Raw genomic sequence first — 14,402 nt, forward strand, 5'->3', positions numbered from 1 at the left:
TCAGGCAGGTGAAATAAATGAGTCTGAAGTCGAGCATTTATAAATTCCTTAGAATTTGGAATGATGTTGATGCAGTACGTAAGGGGCGTGTTGGACGTCGTGCCGGGCGCCGAGTAGCAGGTCGTGCAACAGGGAAAGCTTTTCGTAAATTGTTTAAATAAAGACTTGGACCATTAAAATCCAAGTCTTTATTCTTCATCTTCAGCATTAATTTTAACTAACTTTAAATCTATATCTTCTTGCTCTTTTATTCGACTCCCAGTAACAAATTCGTTAAATAATTGCTGTATATCTTCCGCATCACCACTCCCGTGTAACTCTCCATTAATATATAATTCGAATAATGAAAGTTCTCGCTTAGATTCAGCTACTTCTGTATTAAGGTTACACGCCTTGCATTTTTTATACAGGTTAGAATCGCTTTCCTCTTCCCAATCACCTTGATTTAAGTAATAACAATAACCGTTTTCATCTTGGTCTTGTTCAAAGTTTATACTCCAAAACGGACATGTACCATTGTCATCATAACAATTTAGACCTTGAGGAATGAAACGTTCAGGATGTAACTGCTTCTTTTCATAATCAAATGCTTCTTTAATTTCATCTTCTGTTAAATAGTCAAAATCTCGTATTACAACATCTAAGCTACCGTATTGGTATAAATGTCTCGGTTCGACATTAGTGCTTTTACATACACCTTTTCCTTACCATAAAGCTCTTTTTTCCTCTCTAAATACTCATATTTATGTATGAAATCTCTCAAACGAAAATCCCTCCAGCACACAATGTATATTCAAAATCTTCTATCTATTATACTATTATAATTAGAACTAAATGTACAATTTCATCTTCAGAAAAAGTCCGTTGGTATGAATCGAATTTTTCTTTCGTCTTTCGTTAGGGGGTGCAAATTTAGCATTTGTTTAAACTTCCCTAAGGTGAAAGGTGATTTGCTGCAGTGTTTTCTCCTTTAGAGCGCGGTTGACTAAAGCCAAAACAAAAAACTTGCCTGACACTAGGTACAAGCAAGTTAACTAACATCTAATACAACTCCTGATACTGCATCGACAATTACTTCAAAAAACAATTCATCATATTCAATACCAACTAAGTATATTAATTCGCCTTCTTCATCAAGTAATTCAGCTTTAACCGGTTTACCATTAACCGTTTCTAAAGCCAACTCAATCGCGTCTAACTTCTCAATCGTAGACTGATTATTTTTAGCTATTTGATCTGAATAGACTCGTCTAACCGTTTGATCAGGTGAATACTCTAAGTTAAATGAAACAACCTTTCCTCTAACACCATCAACGGTTAATTGATAATGATTCTTACCTTGAATTACCTTCACTTCAAATTGTTCATGACTATTTAACTCAACATCTTGTATTTGACCTTCAATCTTTTCACTTACGATCTGTTCTAGTTCATCATGTCCAATTAATCTTGTTGCATTATACATAACATTCGCCTCCGTACCCGATTTATTTTCCGAGATGGAATGTTCTTGCTCTTTGTTTTCAAATGCTGTTAATCCAAATACACTTCCTAATACAAATGTGCTAGCGAATGTGCTGTAAATAAGTTTCTTTCGCATATATATTCCTCCACGAATACTCGTTTCAACTCTACAATACCTAGTCTAGTCAACGAACATGAGAAAAAAGAGATAATAGGATTAAAAAAAGATTAAAATTTGTATGAAGTCACACAAAACGAAAATCACGTGTCAATGCTTCATAATTTAGCCTAAACGAAAAAATCACCGAAATGTCTGAAGAGTACATCAAGATATCATGAAATACACTGTTCATGGAGTTAGTGGCTATGAAATCGTAAATGATCTTGAGTGGTAGGAAACGAAGTAAATAATACTTAATTTTAAACCGGAGAGTGAACGAGTGTTTCTTATGTTTGAACCGTGGCAAAGTTTATTCTACTAAAAAGAAGAGGAAGATCATTTACTCTTCCTCTTCTTCCTCTTCTTCGTCTTCTTCCTCTATTTCACGCTCGTCAAAGGCAACAGAATGAATTTCTCCTGAAAAGGCATTGATTTGAGCAGTGGCCTGTTCTTCTTCGTTAATAGCAATGGTTATGAAGTAATACAAACCACCATCCACTTCACGAAGGTCAATCTCTAGAACATCCCCTTCAATCTCACTTAATCCAATCTCAATAGCCTCTTCCTCTGTAACGACCGTTTCAGGTGTTTTTCGTTCTGATTCTAAGGAAAGGACCGAACCCTCATAAGCATCAATCATCATCTCATAAATCATTTCGTCATCTTCAACCGTTATTTCATAATATGGTTGTTCACTTTCAACCAATTCTAAATATGTCACTTCACCACTTTGTTCGTTTAAAGCAATCGTTGTCATTTCTTCATATGAAAGGATGGTTGGCTCATCCTCATTCGCCTCTTCATCTTCTTGAGGCTCTTCTTCTATTTCTTCATCATTATCTTCTTGCAAAGCGCCTGGATCACTTTCTTCAGGGGATTGCTCTTCTTCAACTTCCTCATTTTCTTGTTGTTCACCTTCATAAATTTCTTCACGAATCACGCGATCAATATATCCATTTTCTTTCTCCACCAAGACCCGGTACACACCTGTTTTCAACTCTATTTCAAACTCATAATGTGAATTTGTTTCACGCACTTCTGTGATTTTTCCTTGAAAACGTTCATTAACTTGCCTCTCTGCTTCCTGTTGTGATAATTGTTCAGCTGAAGCGGTTGAGAAAACAAATTGCTGTGCAATGATAAAGATGATGACTGTCATTATAGTACCTATTATGAGCCATGTGATCTGATTTTGTTTCATGTTAACCATCCCTGTTCATTTCCGTTTACTTCAATTTTAAACCATTAAGATTAAAATTTAATTAAAAATGAGTTAAAAATAAAGCGTAACAACTGTCCCTCTACCTTCTTCACTGACTAATTGAATGTCAATATTTAATGCATCCGCTACTTCTTTTGCTAATGTTAAACCTAAGCCACTTCCCCCTGTTTGACGATGGCGTGCTTCATCAACACGGTAAAATCGTTCAAACACACGCTCTTGATGGTACTTTGAAATCCCAACTCCATAATCTTGTATATGAATCGCAGGTTTATGATTATGTTGACTTAAGGTCAGATCAATTGGTTGTTCACTATATTTAAGCGCATTGTCTAGTAAGATATAAAGTAGTTGAGTTAGTTTTTGCTCATCCGTTTTTAAATAGTAAGAGTCTTTAGAATGAAAGCGAATTTCCCTTTCATAACCTTGTGATAAATGATCACTAACTGTTTGTAACAATTGATTAAGGTGAACATTAGTGACACGGATTTGCCAATCTTGATCACGTTTAGCAAGTAGCAATAATTGATCTGTTAAGTCCTTCATACGTAGCGATTCAGAGTGAATGGCTTCAATGGCTTCCTCAATAACCTCAGGACGCTCTAGACCATGACGCTTTACTAAGTTCGCATACGATTCAACTACAGTAATTGGCGTTCTTAACTCATGTGAAGCATTGGAGACAAACTGTTCTTGTTTTTCATAATTTTGTTGTAGTAATGCAATCATATCGTTAAATGTCTCACTCATGGTATACAATTCATCTTTTGACTGACGTTTAAGTGGAATTTGTTTAAACGTTTGGCTTTCTTTAATATCATTCATCGTCTTAATCAATGACTTAATCGGCTCTAAAATTAAATCTGCTAACAATTTTCCAGATACAATCACAGGCACAACAGCGATTAACACAACGAATAACAATACGAGCATTAAGTTATTTAAACTTTCCTCGATATGAGTTATATTTTCAATTACTTGAACGTAAACAACTTGTCCATCTTGCCAAATCATGGGCTCTTGAACAAAAGCTAATGAATCAGAATCAGCATCATCAAACAAGAAGACATGTCGTCCTCTTTCTTCTGGTAATGTTAACTGATACATTCCGATTTGTTCACCTGATGTTATGGATGTCATCATACTAAAATCAGAATCAAGCACACGAATAGAGCCATTAGAAGGAACATAAGCACGTAATAAATCGTCTATTGGAATGGATTCATCAACATCACTTAAATTCATCACCATATGATCAACATCTGCTTGCAAGCGGTCTAATTCGCCTTCATATGTGTGATCTTTAAATAAATAATAGATCGAAACCGCAAAGGCTATTAATAAAATAATAAATAAACCAGTTGTATAAAGGAAAATTTTATTTCTTAGCTTCATAAGAATCCTTCATTACATATCCAACACCACGAACGGTATGAATGAGTGGCTTTTCTTCTTGTTGGTCGACCTTTTTTCTTAGATAGCGAATATATACATCCACAACATTCGTATCTCCAACAAAATCATAGCCCCATACAGTATCTAAAATTTGTTCACGTGTCAGTACTTGCTTTCGGTTTGTCATAAAATAAACGAGCAAATCAAACTCTTTCGGCGTTAACTCCATTGTCCGTTCACCACGGAAAACTTCACGCGTAGACGAATTTAATCGAAGGTCTTCAAAGGATAACCATTCCCCTACTTCCATTTCTTCAGGTTTGGGCCGTAGATTAACACGAATTCGCGCTAACAACTCTTCAATTTGAAACGGCTTTGTCACGTAATCTTGAGCACCTGAATCTAACCCAGTTACTTTATCTTCAACTGCATCTTTTGCTGTAAGCATAATGACAGGTGTTTGTTCATCGTCTGTTCGCAATCGTCGCAACAATTCTAACCCACTCATTTCTGGAAGCATTATATCTAATAAGATTAAGTCCCACTCATTCGTGCGAAATTGCTCTAACGCTTCGAATCCCGTTTTAGCTTTCGTTACTTGATAACCTTCAAATTCTAGTTCCAACTCCAATACCCGCGCGATTTTCGCCTCATCTTCCACGACTAAAATATGCGTCATCTTATCACCTTCTAAATGATTTTTAACGTCTCTTTTATTAAAATATGATACCATAAAGGGAGCAAAACGTTACATAAAGAAGCTTAAAACGATCAAGAGGTGTTATGAAATGTTAACCTGCGCCAATTGTAATTACCAATTCCAATACAAAGAAGCCTTACCCTTTAGTTGGAAAACCCGTGTTGGGCATACTTGTCCGAATTGCGATGAAAAACAGTATTACACTGCTTCTAGTCGCAAACGTTCGTTTAACATCACAATTATTGCGTTTATTTTGATCATTTTCTTAAATGCCATTGATGTTCCTTTTACAATCATTTTATTAGTAGCTGCCGCTGTTATCGTGGCCATGATTTTTTTATCACCGTATATTTATAAGTTATCAAGTGAAGAGGAACCAATGTGGTAGCTGAAAGGGGATTTTATGAAAGTTGTCATTCTTTTTGATGGTGTATGTAATCTCTGTAATGGGGTCGTTCAGTTTCTAATTAAACGTGACTCAAATGATGTCTTTCGTTTTGCCGCCTTACAAAGTCAATTAGGCGAAAGAATAACAAACAATATAAAGCAATCAAACTTAGATAGCATCATCGTCATTACAAATGACAAAGTCTATACACGTTCAGAAGCCGCCTTACAAATCATTAAACAAATGGATGGTGCTTGGAGATTTCTATACCTTCTACGCATCATTCCCAAGCCATTAAGAGATCATTTATATGACATGATTGCAAGAAATCGGAGCAAGTTGTTCGGACAAAGAGAAACCTGCATGATGCCAACACCTGAGTTAAAGCGGAAGTTTTTGAGTTAAATAAAAGCTTAAGTTAGTTCGGTTAGTGTCGACATCAAGATCACCTTAAAGTATTAACAATATAACAACAGGTTATAGAGATCACTTAAAGGAGATCAAGCAAGGGCTAACTGTATCGTATAGGTATCGTATAGCGATCAGTGACTTTTTAAATAAAGGTGTGAAAGTACATGGAAGATCAATTTAATTTATCTTTAAACGAAAACATATTCTTAGCTAAAAAAACATTAGTCGAGAATATTTATTATGCTGCTAAAATAGAAGGCGTTAATGTTACCTTCCCACAAACAAAGACTATACTAGAGGGTGTTTCGGTTAGCAACTTAAATATGGACGATGTACAAAAAATATTAAATTTAAGAAATGCTTGGCGATATACCTTAAACCATATTGAACAACCATTTGTTTTAGAATTTATTAAAAAGATCAATGAATTTGTTGCATATAACGAAAGTATTGATTGGGGTGTATTGCGTTATGGTAACGTTGGTATATCAGGTGTGAACTATCAACCCACTATCCCTGTTGAAAGTGAAGTTAATAAACACATACATGATATTCTAAGCATCCCATGTGTAACCGAGCGTGCTTTAACTTATATGTTATGGGCAATGCGAGAACAGTTATTTTGGGACGGCAATAAACGAACAAGCCTAATTGCAGCCAATAAAATATTAATCAAAAATGGAAAAGGTATCATCACAATTGAGGAATCTAAATTAGAAGAATTCAACGAAAGACTAACTAAATTTTATGAAACAAATGATTACAGTCAGATCATTTACTTTTTGTACGATAGCTGTCTATACGGAATAGACTATAAATGAGTAAGTCACAGGACATAAATCTGTGGCTTTTTTATTTGTAAGACACGACTGACTAGATGTCCTCTGTAGCTTTCAACAATTATAAAGCTACAGCGTTAATCAACAAGTGGTTTCGCAGGTTCTTAAGGCAGATTAAATCAATAATAACATCATTTATAATAATCGTAGGTGTAATTGTGTCCTCATAGTATTTTTGAATTAAAAGGTATTAGGGCATTGCCAATATTATTTTGCTACTGCCATTTTACATATTCGATTAGATACAGCTGTCGTTAAGCGCTTTGACGTTTGGGGAACGAGACTTTTTAATACGGAGTTAATAACAGGTCCCTTCATCCCTTTTGCTGTAACATTTAAGCTTCCACTTATTTTCGTGCTTGTTTCCATTATTTTTTTGGCGTGAAAATAACCATGACCGACTACATTTTCATTTATTCCGATTAATTTAAACGTGACCTTTTCTAACTCGATCGATTCCTGTATTTCTACTTTTAGCGCGACAGTCTTATACATCCTGCCAACTTCACCTTTGAAGGTCCATGTTGAATGACGATCATTTATGATTTCATGATTTAGATAACCTGGAACTAAGGGTGCCCAGTTATCCATTTGACTGACAAAGTCCCAAACGATGTCAATCGGAACATTCACTTCCACATGATGTGTACCACTTGGCATTCGCCACCACTCCTATACTAGTTTCACGTTTAACTATATGCACACCTCTGGTCGTCCTATACAAAAATTAAGCACGTGTAGCTTTTTTAATTACTCACGTGCTTAAAATTTTTATTTTACGATGAACATTTGCGTCCAATAAGGGCTCATTTGACCACTATCTTCATAGCCTACACCAATATGTGTCCATTGATCATTTAATATATTTTCACGGTGCCCTTCACTATTCATCCAATTATTTACCGCTTCATCAGCTGAATGCTGACCAGCAGCAATATTTTCAGATGCACCAGTATAAGACACATCGTAATGGTCTAACATGTCAAATGGAGAGCCATAAGTTGGTGAGTTATGACTGAAATAATTATTATCTGCCATATCCACTGACTTACGTTGTGCAACATCTGTTAATTCATTGTCTAACTCAACTGGGTTTAAACCATGCTCTTCACGCTGTTCATTCGTTAAACGAACAACTTCTTCAATCACACTTTGATCAGTCTCGACATCAGTTGTTTGGTCTTGATCTTGTTGACCTGGTTCACCCACTTCATCATCTGCTTCTGGTGAATCTTCACGTTGTTGGTCTTGTTGGCCTTGTTGACCTTCGTCACGTCCTTGCTGTCTTCCTTGGCCATGTTCACGCTGACCTTCTTGACCGCGTAAAATATCACCTAATCCATCCTGACCTTGTTGGCCTCGCTGATTATCACCACGACGGTTATTAAAATTGAACGGCTCCCAATCGTTTACATTTTCACGTCCACGCATTTGATAATTGATATCATTTGTTTCATAAGGAAAACGTAAATTATCTTGATTTTGTCGATTGTAATAAGGATGAGTATTACGATTACCGTCTTGACGCTCACCTGTATTTAATTGTGTAATATTTTGATCGTCACCAGTTTGACGTTGTTGTGCCTCATCTCCCGTCTGACATGCTGCTGTAAAAAGTAATGCCATCGCAATCATACTTAAAATTGAATTTCTAAACCTTTTCATCTTGATGCTCCTTTCAATCATGATGCACTTCTATTTTTAGTTTTATGGCTTAAAATATACCGCTCATAAGATGGTAATTTTTAATGTGAGAAATCCATCAAAACCCCGTATTGCTGCTCATTTAAAAGTTAAAATCGCCGGTTTCATCCGGCGATTTCTTTATGACCTATATGGACTCAGCAACCCCCATTAATTTATAATGCCTTACTTCTTGTTGGTAACTATTTATGACAATGCTGTAAGTCTGGTCATACTTATCCATATAAAGCCAGCTCACATCTGGGTCTTTTGAGTCTTCATCGACATCAACAATAAACACCTCAGTACCATCACTTAACTCATATGTATGACTGTCACTTGGAAGTTCATTTCGTGACTCAGAAGTTAAATGAACATGAAAAACACGATCATCATCTTCACCTACGACTGCAATGGATAACCCGTTCTCATTTACTTTGCCAAAAAAATGCTCACCTTGAAAAGGAATTTTCGATGGTAAATAAACTTGTTGTTCGATCTGTTCTTCATATTGATCAAGTGCTGATAATAAATCCGTATACCCTAACTTCTCATAAACCTCTGTTATAGAAAGTTCACGATCCTCAAACGCATAAATAGACGGTTGAACGGTTAACATGATGATGACAGCTAAACTTGCAACACGCATCGTATCACCTCAGGATTAGCATGAGTTACTTATTAATAATTTATACAAAAATAAAGCCGCCCCATTATGAGACGACTTAACTTATGCATCTTTAGCGTATAATTCTTTAGGCAATGAATTAAAAGCTTGCTCTAAATCAGCAATCAAATCATCGATATCTTCAATCCCTGCAGAATATCTGATTAAACCTTCTGGGATCCCCATTGCCTCTCGTTCTTCTGGTGTACATTCAACGTGACTTGTTGTACGTGGCGGTCCTATAATGGTCTGAACACAACCTAAACTTGCAGCACGTTTGGCTAATTTCATCTTAGGCAATAATTGATGCACGGTTTCTAATCCACCTTTAACAGAAAAGCTTAACATACCGCCGAACCCTTTCATTTGTCGTTTTGCAATAACATGACCTTTATGCTCTTCTAACCCTGGATAAAAGACATCATCGACCCAATCGATTGTTTTTAAATATTGCGCTACTTTCATCGCATTTTCGTTTTGCCTTTCGACTCTTAAATGAAGCGTTTTCATTCCGCGAAGTAATAAATATGATGCCATTGGATTTAACGTTGCTCCATTAATTTCACGATAATGATAAATTTGATCGATTAGCTCTTTAGAACCACAAACAATGCCACCTAATGCATCTGAATGACCACCTAAATATTTCGTTGCGCTGTGTAAGACGAGATCAACACCTAACTCAAGCGGATTTTGGTTAACAGGTGAAGCGAATGTGCCATCAATGATGACAAGTGCACCAGCTGCATGGCCTGCTTTTGCCATTCGTTCAATATCAATGATTTTTAACGTTGGGTTTGTTGGTGATTCCAAATAAAGGACTTGACAACCATTCGCTATTTCCACTTCAATCTCAGCATGATCGTCTGTTTCACAAAAGACGACATCGACACCACTTTTCGGTAAAAATTCAGTGAAAATTTTATTTGTACCACCATACGTATCTTTAATTGTCACAACGCGATCACCTGGGCGTAAAAATGTATAAAGTGTATTCGATATAGCTGCCATACCCGTTGAGAAACTAGTTGCTGCTTCTGCGCCTTCTAAATCTTTGACTTTGTCTTCGAATGCTTGTGTCGTTGGATTCGTGTTGCGTCCATAAATGTGACCTTCCCGCTTACCTGTTGCAATTTCATGCCATTCATCCATATCATCATAACCAAATGATACACTGTGCACAACTGGAACTTGAGTTGCCCCGTAAGCTAATTGTTCTTTTTCCCCTGACCATAAAGCTTTTGTACCTGGTTTAAATTGTGTCATCTAAAGCCCTCCTCTAAAATTTTATTTATGCGGTTAAAAGCATTAGCTAATAATCCCACTACTGTCATCTGGAAAGTGAAATGGACTTGTTACAATTAATTCACGTGGATAATCCGTTAACATCTCAACACCACTTTCAGTAATAACGAATGACTCACTCATCTCAATACCATCATTCTCAAACCACAGCCCTGGAATGAAATGAAAGGTCATGTTAGGCTCGAGCACTGTTTTGTCACCTTTACGAATGCTTGCTGTATGCTCTCCCCAATCAGGCGGATAATTTAAGCCCATCGAATAGCCGAGGCGCGATTCTTTTTCAATACCATATTTGCGCGTTGACTCACGCCAAGCTGCTTCTAATTCTTCTAAATAAACACCAGGCTTTGCATGCTCTAATACATTCTCAATCCCTTCACGAACGATACTAGCTAAACGTTGTAAACGCTCTGGTGGCACGCCAATTGAAACGGTCCGTGCTAATGGTGAGTGGTAACGATTATAACAACCACCCAATTCGATAATGACCGCATTACCTTCTTTAAAATAATGATCAGACCATGTTAAATGAGGGGTTGACGTATTTTCACCAGTTGGAAGCATTGGGACAATCGATGGATAATCCCCTCCATAATCTTCAGTTCCTTTAATAAGTTCATAGTAAATCGCTGCAGCAGCATCATTTTCTCTAGAACCAGTATGAATTGCTGATACCCCAGCATCCATTGCCGCTTCAGCAATCTTACCGGCACGACGCATAAATTCAATCTCTTGATCTGACTTTTTAATTCTCACCCAATTCACAAGCGATGTCGCATCTTTTAATGTAGCATTCGGCAACTTTCTCAACAACGTGACATACGCTTTTGCAGAGAAATAATATTGATCCATCTCAACACCAACTCGTCGATTCCCATGACCAATTTCAGTTAGAATCTCTGCAATGAACTCCATTGGGTGATATTGATCTGAGTGAACGTAATAATCTGGATATGACATGATGTTTTCATCGTACATCCACGTTGTTGATTTTGCGCCATTGGCATCCATTAATCGTCCAATCCAAATAGGTTGTGGCTCATCAATCATAACAACCAACATTTGATGAACGTAAAACGACCAAGCATCATACCCCGATAAATAGTTCATATTCGCAGGGTCAGTTATGAGTAACACCTCAATTCCTTCCCTTGCCATCCGTTCTTTAGTATTTCTAAGCCGTTCTTGATACTCTAAAATATCAAACGTCAACATAGTAAATCCTCCCTTCTTTCAATAACTGAATTTTTAAATTATTTGTTAATTATATTATATTGTCTTAGGAGGCCATTTGATAATATACAAAGTGTATGAACTTTTAATCACTTCCTTTATACACTTTTAGAAAGGAGAGTTGACGCCGGGTTAAAGCAGGTTAGTTTCTGATGAGTTCGGATTAATGTCGGATGAGGTGGTGTTATTGTCGGACGAGAGCGCTTTAGTGTCGGACGGGAAGCACTTATTGTCGGACGAGCGAGCTTTAGTGTCGGATGGGAAGCACTTATTGTCGGACGAGGACGCTTTAGTGTCGGACGGGAAGCACTTATTGTCGGACGAGCGCGCTTTAGTGTCGGACGGGAAGCACTTATTGTCGGACGAGGACGCTTAACCACCGGATGAGAACCTCTTATCACCGGACAAATGTGCTTAACCACCGGATGATCACCTCTTATCACCGGACAAATGTGCTTAATCACTGGATGAGCACCTCCTTCATTCATCAAAAATGCCCATAAATATCCCCAGAGCGCTTTACTCTGAGGTTTCATTCTAATTATTTGAACTGTTTCAACAGCCACAGCCGTACACTCAATTCGAGTAAGAAAGAATCATCAGCATCGACTAATGTTAAACCGGTTAGATTTTCAATATTACGCAAGCGATACAGCAAGGACTGCCGATGCAAATTCAATGCTCTCGCTGTTTGACTAACATTTCCTTTATATTTTTGATATGTCATGAAGGTATGAATTAAATCTGTCTGCCTTACTCGGTCGTATTCAATTAAAGGATCGACCGTTTCTTGAACCATATTAATTAAAGGCTTATTCCCTGCGACATTCATTAAAAGACGATTAACCTTCGTCTCATCGAAGAATGTCCGCTCACCAAAACCATGCTCCTCAGTATGAATATCTAATGCTGTTCGTGCTTCATGATAACTTTCATAAAATGACTGTAACCCTTGATTATGAAGGCCAATTCCCCATGCAAAATAAACATGTGCTAACTGGTCGTGTAACCTTCGTTCAACCATATCTAAAAAATGGTTTACCGTTTCTTGATAGCCTGACTCTTCAATTTCTAAAAAGATAATAACTTCACCTGCATCAAATGATGACATAGTTTTACGTCCAAGTTGTTGACTTGCGTGAGTGATTTCCTTTTGTACATAATAGTTTAAACTGTGCAATGATGAGCGGCCAGACTGATCTTGTGCGTCATTCCATGAAGGGTCATCATCTTCTTTAACCTGAAAATCACCGACTAAACAAGCATAGGGCAAGGACAAATCATAGCCTAACAATTCACCTTTGGACAATGACTTCGCATCAAGTGGTGTGTCATCTTTAGCTAATTGTAAAACGAAATTATCCTTCAACCGAATTTCAGTCATCTCGACAGCATTTTCAGTTAAAAAATATAGTGCACAGGCCGTTAAACCGTGCTCTAAAGCGTGCATTGTAAACCAATTTAGCTCTTTAGAAGTATCCGGCATGAATAAGAGGTACCCTTGCTTTTTGTTGTTAGAAAAAATAGTAAGTTCATAACACCTCTTACCATTCACATTGTATTGATTTAAATGGTGATATAGTGGGTGTTCATCTAATGGGACATCAGGTTGATCTAATTTATCGACTGGTATATCACTATGGTCATTCAAAGCATCAATGACATTGAAGTCAAAATCACAATTCGCACGAACATTTTTCTCATCATCACTAATGGCGACAGGAATTCCAATCGCCTCATATAAAATCTCCATTAAGTCTTCTAAAGAGCTCCCGTTCAACACACTATTTGTCAACGTTTGTCTTAAATCTTCTGCTTTTTGTCTTTTAAGTTCATTGTTTTGATTAATTAATTGCAAAATATCATGGATCACATCAGAAAAACGAGTTTTCCATGGGACCTCAATTAAGGTAAAGTCATGTGATTGAGCTAACGATAAAACATCTTGGGGAATATTTGAAACATAACGACCGGTTGCAACAGTTAAAGCAGTAGCCCCTGATTGAATAACATCCTCGACAAATGAACGAAACAAAGCTGGGTCTTCACTACACCCCATTCCGGTTGTTAAAACGAATTCATGCTTACGGACAAAGTTTTCCACTGGAACTTCAATGACTGAAATCCATTCAATTTGCTTTTCAGATAAAGAATCATTACCAGTATGAACAAACGCTTCAACCATAACATTCAATCGTAATACATCACTGACTTGAACCCCCATATGATCCCCCTTTTCACTTTTACATCTCTATTTAATTATAGTGATAAACCGAATAAACAGTCAATTCAGAAAATTATATTATGGTAAACATTTAAGATTCACATCTGTACATCCACCACCATTATAGACCATTTTATGTAATTATATTTAATAGAATTCCCCCCCCAAACTAGACTGATCTTATTAACAAAAGGCCGTCCATTCAATGAACGACCTTTTAATGATTTTCATTATGAATTCCCTTTTATACTTGCTGAATAAACAGAACTCCTGCAAATACCGCAATTAAAACTAATCCAACAAGAGAGAGTAGTTTTCCGATATTGCCTTTATTATATATAAATACAAACACGAAATAAGTAGCAACTGCTATTCCGAAAAACGCATATGCTTCAATCAAGTCACTATGAGTGTAAAGATGCGCGTAGAACAAGAAATAAAGCACTAGCGAAACCAATGAAATAACCCCTATTAAATATAAAAGCTTCGAGACGTTCATCCTAATTCCTCCATTTTATTCCTTATAGAAAATTATACAGTTTAATTCGGAATTTTTCCACACTGAGATAGTTAATATTATTCCCAATGATAGAACTTCTATGTTATTATGCACTTTTCGATTCTGGAGGGCTGAAGAATTAATCCGGTGAAAAACACATTACTTTTAGAATCCTTCTCACTTTCCAATCCTAAAAGAAAAACCCAGCTTGC

At 36.8% G+C, this 14,402-nt stretch carries 16 protein-coding genes; 4 read left to right on the forward strand and 12 right to left on the reverse strand.

All coding sequences use genetic code 11. The annotated features are described in order from the left end of the window. Positions 1-17 precede the first annotated feature (17 nt). On the forward strand, positions 18-161 hold the full coding sequence (locus ABDZ63_RS02550; protein ID WP_343781566.1) for a hypothetical protein: 144 nt from the start codon (positions 18-20) through the stop codon (positions 159-161). A 479-nt stretch (positions 162-640) separates the two neighbouring features. Here ABDZ63_RS02550 and ABDZ63_RS02555 read toward each other — a convergent pair whose 3' ends face one another. The 5 genes from ABDZ63_RS02555 to ABDZ63_RS02575 form a co-directional block, all read right to left on the reverse strand. Further along, positions 641-763, reverse strand: a complete 123-nt coding sequence (locus ABDZ63_RS02555) for a hypothetical protein (protein ID WP_343781568.1) — start codon at positions 761-763, stop codon at positions 641-643. 267 nt (positions 764-1,030) lie between these two features. Continuing rightward, positions 1,031-1,600, reverse strand: a complete 570-nt coding sequence (locus ABDZ63_RS02560; protein WP_343781569.1) for a PepSY domain-containing protein — start codon at positions 1,598-1,600, stop codon at positions 1,031-1,033. Between the two features lie 364 nt (positions 1,601-1,964). Next, on the reverse strand, positions 1,965-2,825 hold the full coding sequence (locus ABDZ63_RS02565; RefSeq protein ID WP_343781570.1) for a PepSY domain-containing protein: 861 nt from the start codon (positions 2,823-2,825) through the stop codon (positions 1,965-1,967). A 72-nt stretch (positions 2,826-2,897) separates the two neighbouring features. Beyond that, positions 2,898-4,241: a sensor histidine kinase gene (locus ABDZ63_RS02570; protein WP_343781571.1), complete on the reverse strand. Its 1,344-nt coding sequence runs from the start codon at positions 4,239-4,241 to the stop codon at positions 2,898-2,900. Then, a complete protein-coding gene (locus ABDZ63_RS02575) occupies positions 4,225-4,920 on the reverse strand; it encodes a response regulator transcription factor (RefSeq protein WP_343781573.1) in 696 nt (231 codons plus the stop codon). The genes ABDZ63_RS02570 and ABDZ63_RS02575 overlap by 17 nt, the downstream gene beginning before the upstream one ends. Positions 4,921-5,029: 109 nt before the next feature. Here ABDZ63_RS02575 and ABDZ63_RS02580 point away from each other — a divergent pair, with 109 nt between their 5' ends. The 3 genes from ABDZ63_RS02580 (at position 5,030) to ABDZ63_RS02590 (ending at position 6,561) form a co-directional block, all read left to right on the forward strand. Beyond that, on the forward strand, positions 5,030-5,329 hold the full coding sequence (locus ABDZ63_RS02580; RefSeq protein WP_343781574.1) for a TIGR04104 family putative zinc finger protein: 300 nt from the start codon (positions 5,030-5,032) through the stop codon (positions 5,327-5,329). A 15-nt stretch (positions 5,330-5,344) separates the two neighbouring features. Then, on the forward strand, positions 5,345-5,734 hold the full coding sequence (locus ABDZ63_RS02585; protein ID WP_343781576.1) for a thiol-disulfide oxidoreductase DCC family protein: 390 nt from the start codon (positions 5,345-5,347) through the stop codon (positions 5,732-5,734). 170 nt (positions 5,735-5,904) lie between these two features. Continuing rightward, entirely contained in the window at positions 5,905-6,561 is a 657-nt protein-coding gene (locus ABDZ63_RS02590) for a Fic family protein (RefSeq protein WP_343781577.1), read from the forward strand. Positions 6,562-6,786: 225 nt separating this feature from the next. Here the strand turns inward: ABDZ63_RS02590 and ABDZ63_RS02595 are convergent, their stop codons facing one another. From ABDZ63_RS02595 to ABDZ63_RS02625, 7 genes are all read right to left on the reverse strand, one after another. Beyond that, entirely contained in the window at positions 6,787-7,239 is a 453-nt protein-coding gene (locus ABDZ63_RS02595) for an SRPBCC family protein (protein ID WP_343781578.1), read from the reverse strand. Between the two features lie 111 nt (positions 7,240-7,350). Further along, positions 7,351-8,244, reverse strand: coding sequence for a CAP domain-containing protein (locus ABDZ63_RS02600; protein ID WP_343781580.1), 894 nt, complete (start codon positions 8,242-8,244; stop codon positions 7,351-7,353). A 166-nt stretch (positions 8,245-8,410) separates the two neighbouring features. Further along, positions 8,411-8,911 carry a hypothetical protein gene (locus ABDZ63_RS02605; protein WP_343781581.1) on the reverse strand — a complete coding sequence of 167 codons (501 nt, stop codon included), beginning with the start codon at positions 8,909-8,911 and terminating at the stop codon, positions 8,411-8,413. A gap of 81 nt (positions 8,912-8,992) precedes the next feature. Beyond that, complete coding sequence (locus ABDZ63_RS02610; protein WP_343781583.1) at positions 8,993-10,195, reverse strand: cystathionine gamma-synthase family protein; 1,203 nt, start codon at positions 10,193-10,195, stop codon at positions 8,993-8,995. A gap of 42 nt (positions 10,196-10,237) precedes the next feature. Beyond that, a complete protein-coding gene (locus ABDZ63_RS02615) occupies positions 10,238-11,449 on the reverse strand; it encodes a M24 family metallopeptidase (RefSeq protein WP_343781584.1) in 1,212 nt (403 codons plus the stop codon). 559 nt (positions 11,450-12,008) lie between these two features. Then, positions 12,009-13,691, reverse strand: coding sequence for a PucR family transcriptional regulator (locus ABDZ63_RS02620; RefSeq protein ID WP_343781586.1), 1,683 nt, complete (start codon positions 13,689-13,691; stop codon positions 12,009-12,011). 244 nt (positions 13,692-13,935) lie between these two features. Continuing rightward, the gene (locus ABDZ63_RS02625; RefSeq protein WP_343781588.1) at positions 13,936-14,190 is read right to left on the reverse strand and encodes a hypothetical protein; all 255 of its coding nucleotides are present in this window, start codon (positions 14,188-14,190) and stop codon (positions 13,936-13,938) included. Positions 14,191-14,402: the final 212 nt, after the last annotated feature.

The organism is Alkalibacillus silvisoli (genome assembly GCF_039521975.1).
GTDB classification, from domain to species: domain Bacteria; phylum Bacillota; class Bacilli; order Bacillales; family Alkalibacillaceae; genus Alkalibacillus; species Alkalibacillus silvisoli.

Bases quoted from the DNA above. Each gene is read 5' to 3' on its own strand.
- ABDZ63_RS02605 (WP_343781581.1), bottom strand. From the start codon at position 8,911: ATGCGTGTTGCAAGTTTAGCTGTCATCATCATGTTAACCGTTCAACCG.
- ABDZ63_RS02560 (WP_343781569.1), bottom strand. From the start codon at position 1,600: ATGCGAAAGAAACTTATTTACAGCACATTCGCTAGCACATTTGTATTA.
- ABDZ63_RS02615 (WP_343781584.1), bottom strand. From the start codon at position 11,449: ATGTTGACGTTTGATATTTTAGAGTATCAAGAACGGCTTAGAAATACT.
- ABDZ63_RS02610 (WP_343781583.1), bottom strand. From the start codon at position 10,195: ATGACACAATTTAAACCAGGTACAAAAGCTTTATGGTCAGGGGAAAAA.
- ABDZ63_RS02580 (WP_343781574.1), top strand. From the start codon at position 5,030: ATGTTAACCTGCGCCAATTGTAATTACCAATTCCAATACAAAGAAGCC.
- ABDZ63_RS02575 (WP_343781573.1), bottom strand. From the start codon at position 4,920: ATGACGCATATTTTAGTCGTGGAAGATGAGGCGAAAATCGCGCGGGTA.
- ABDZ63_RS02550 (WP_343781566.1), top strand. From the start codon at position 18: ATGAGTCTGAAGTCGAGCATTTATAAATTCCTTAGAATTTGGAATGAT.
- ABDZ63_RS02600 (WP_343781580.1), bottom strand. From the start codon at position 8,244: ATGAAAAGGTTTAGAAATTCAATTTTAAGTATGATTGCGATGGCATTA.
- ABDZ63_RS02625 (WP_343781588.1), bottom strand. From the start codon at position 14,190: ATGAACGTCTCGAAGCTTTTATATTTAATAGGGGTTATTTCATTGGTT.
- ABDZ63_RS02565 (WP_343781570.1), bottom strand. From the start codon at position 2,825: ATGAAACAAAATCAGATCACATGGCTCATAATAGGTACTATAATGACA.
- ABDZ63_RS02585 (WP_343781576.1), top strand. From the start codon at position 5,345: ATGAAAGTTGTCATTCTTTTTGATGGTGTATGTAATCTCTGTAATGGG.
- ABDZ63_RS02620 (WP_343781586.1), bottom strand. From the start codon at position 13,691: ATGGGGGTTCAAGTCAGTGATGTATTACGATTGAATGTTATGGTTGAA.
- ABDZ63_RS02595 (WP_343781578.1), bottom strand. From the start codon at position 7,239: ATGCCAAGTGGTACACATCATGTGGAAGTGAATGTTCCGATTGACATC.
- ABDZ63_RS02570 (WP_343781571.1), bottom strand. From the start codon at position 4,241: ATGAAGCTAAGAAATAAAATTTTCCTTTATACAACTGGTTTATTTATT.
- ABDZ63_RS02590 (WP_343781577.1), top strand. From the start codon at position 5,905: ATGGAAGATCAATTTAATTTATCTTTAAACGAAAACATATTCTTAGCT.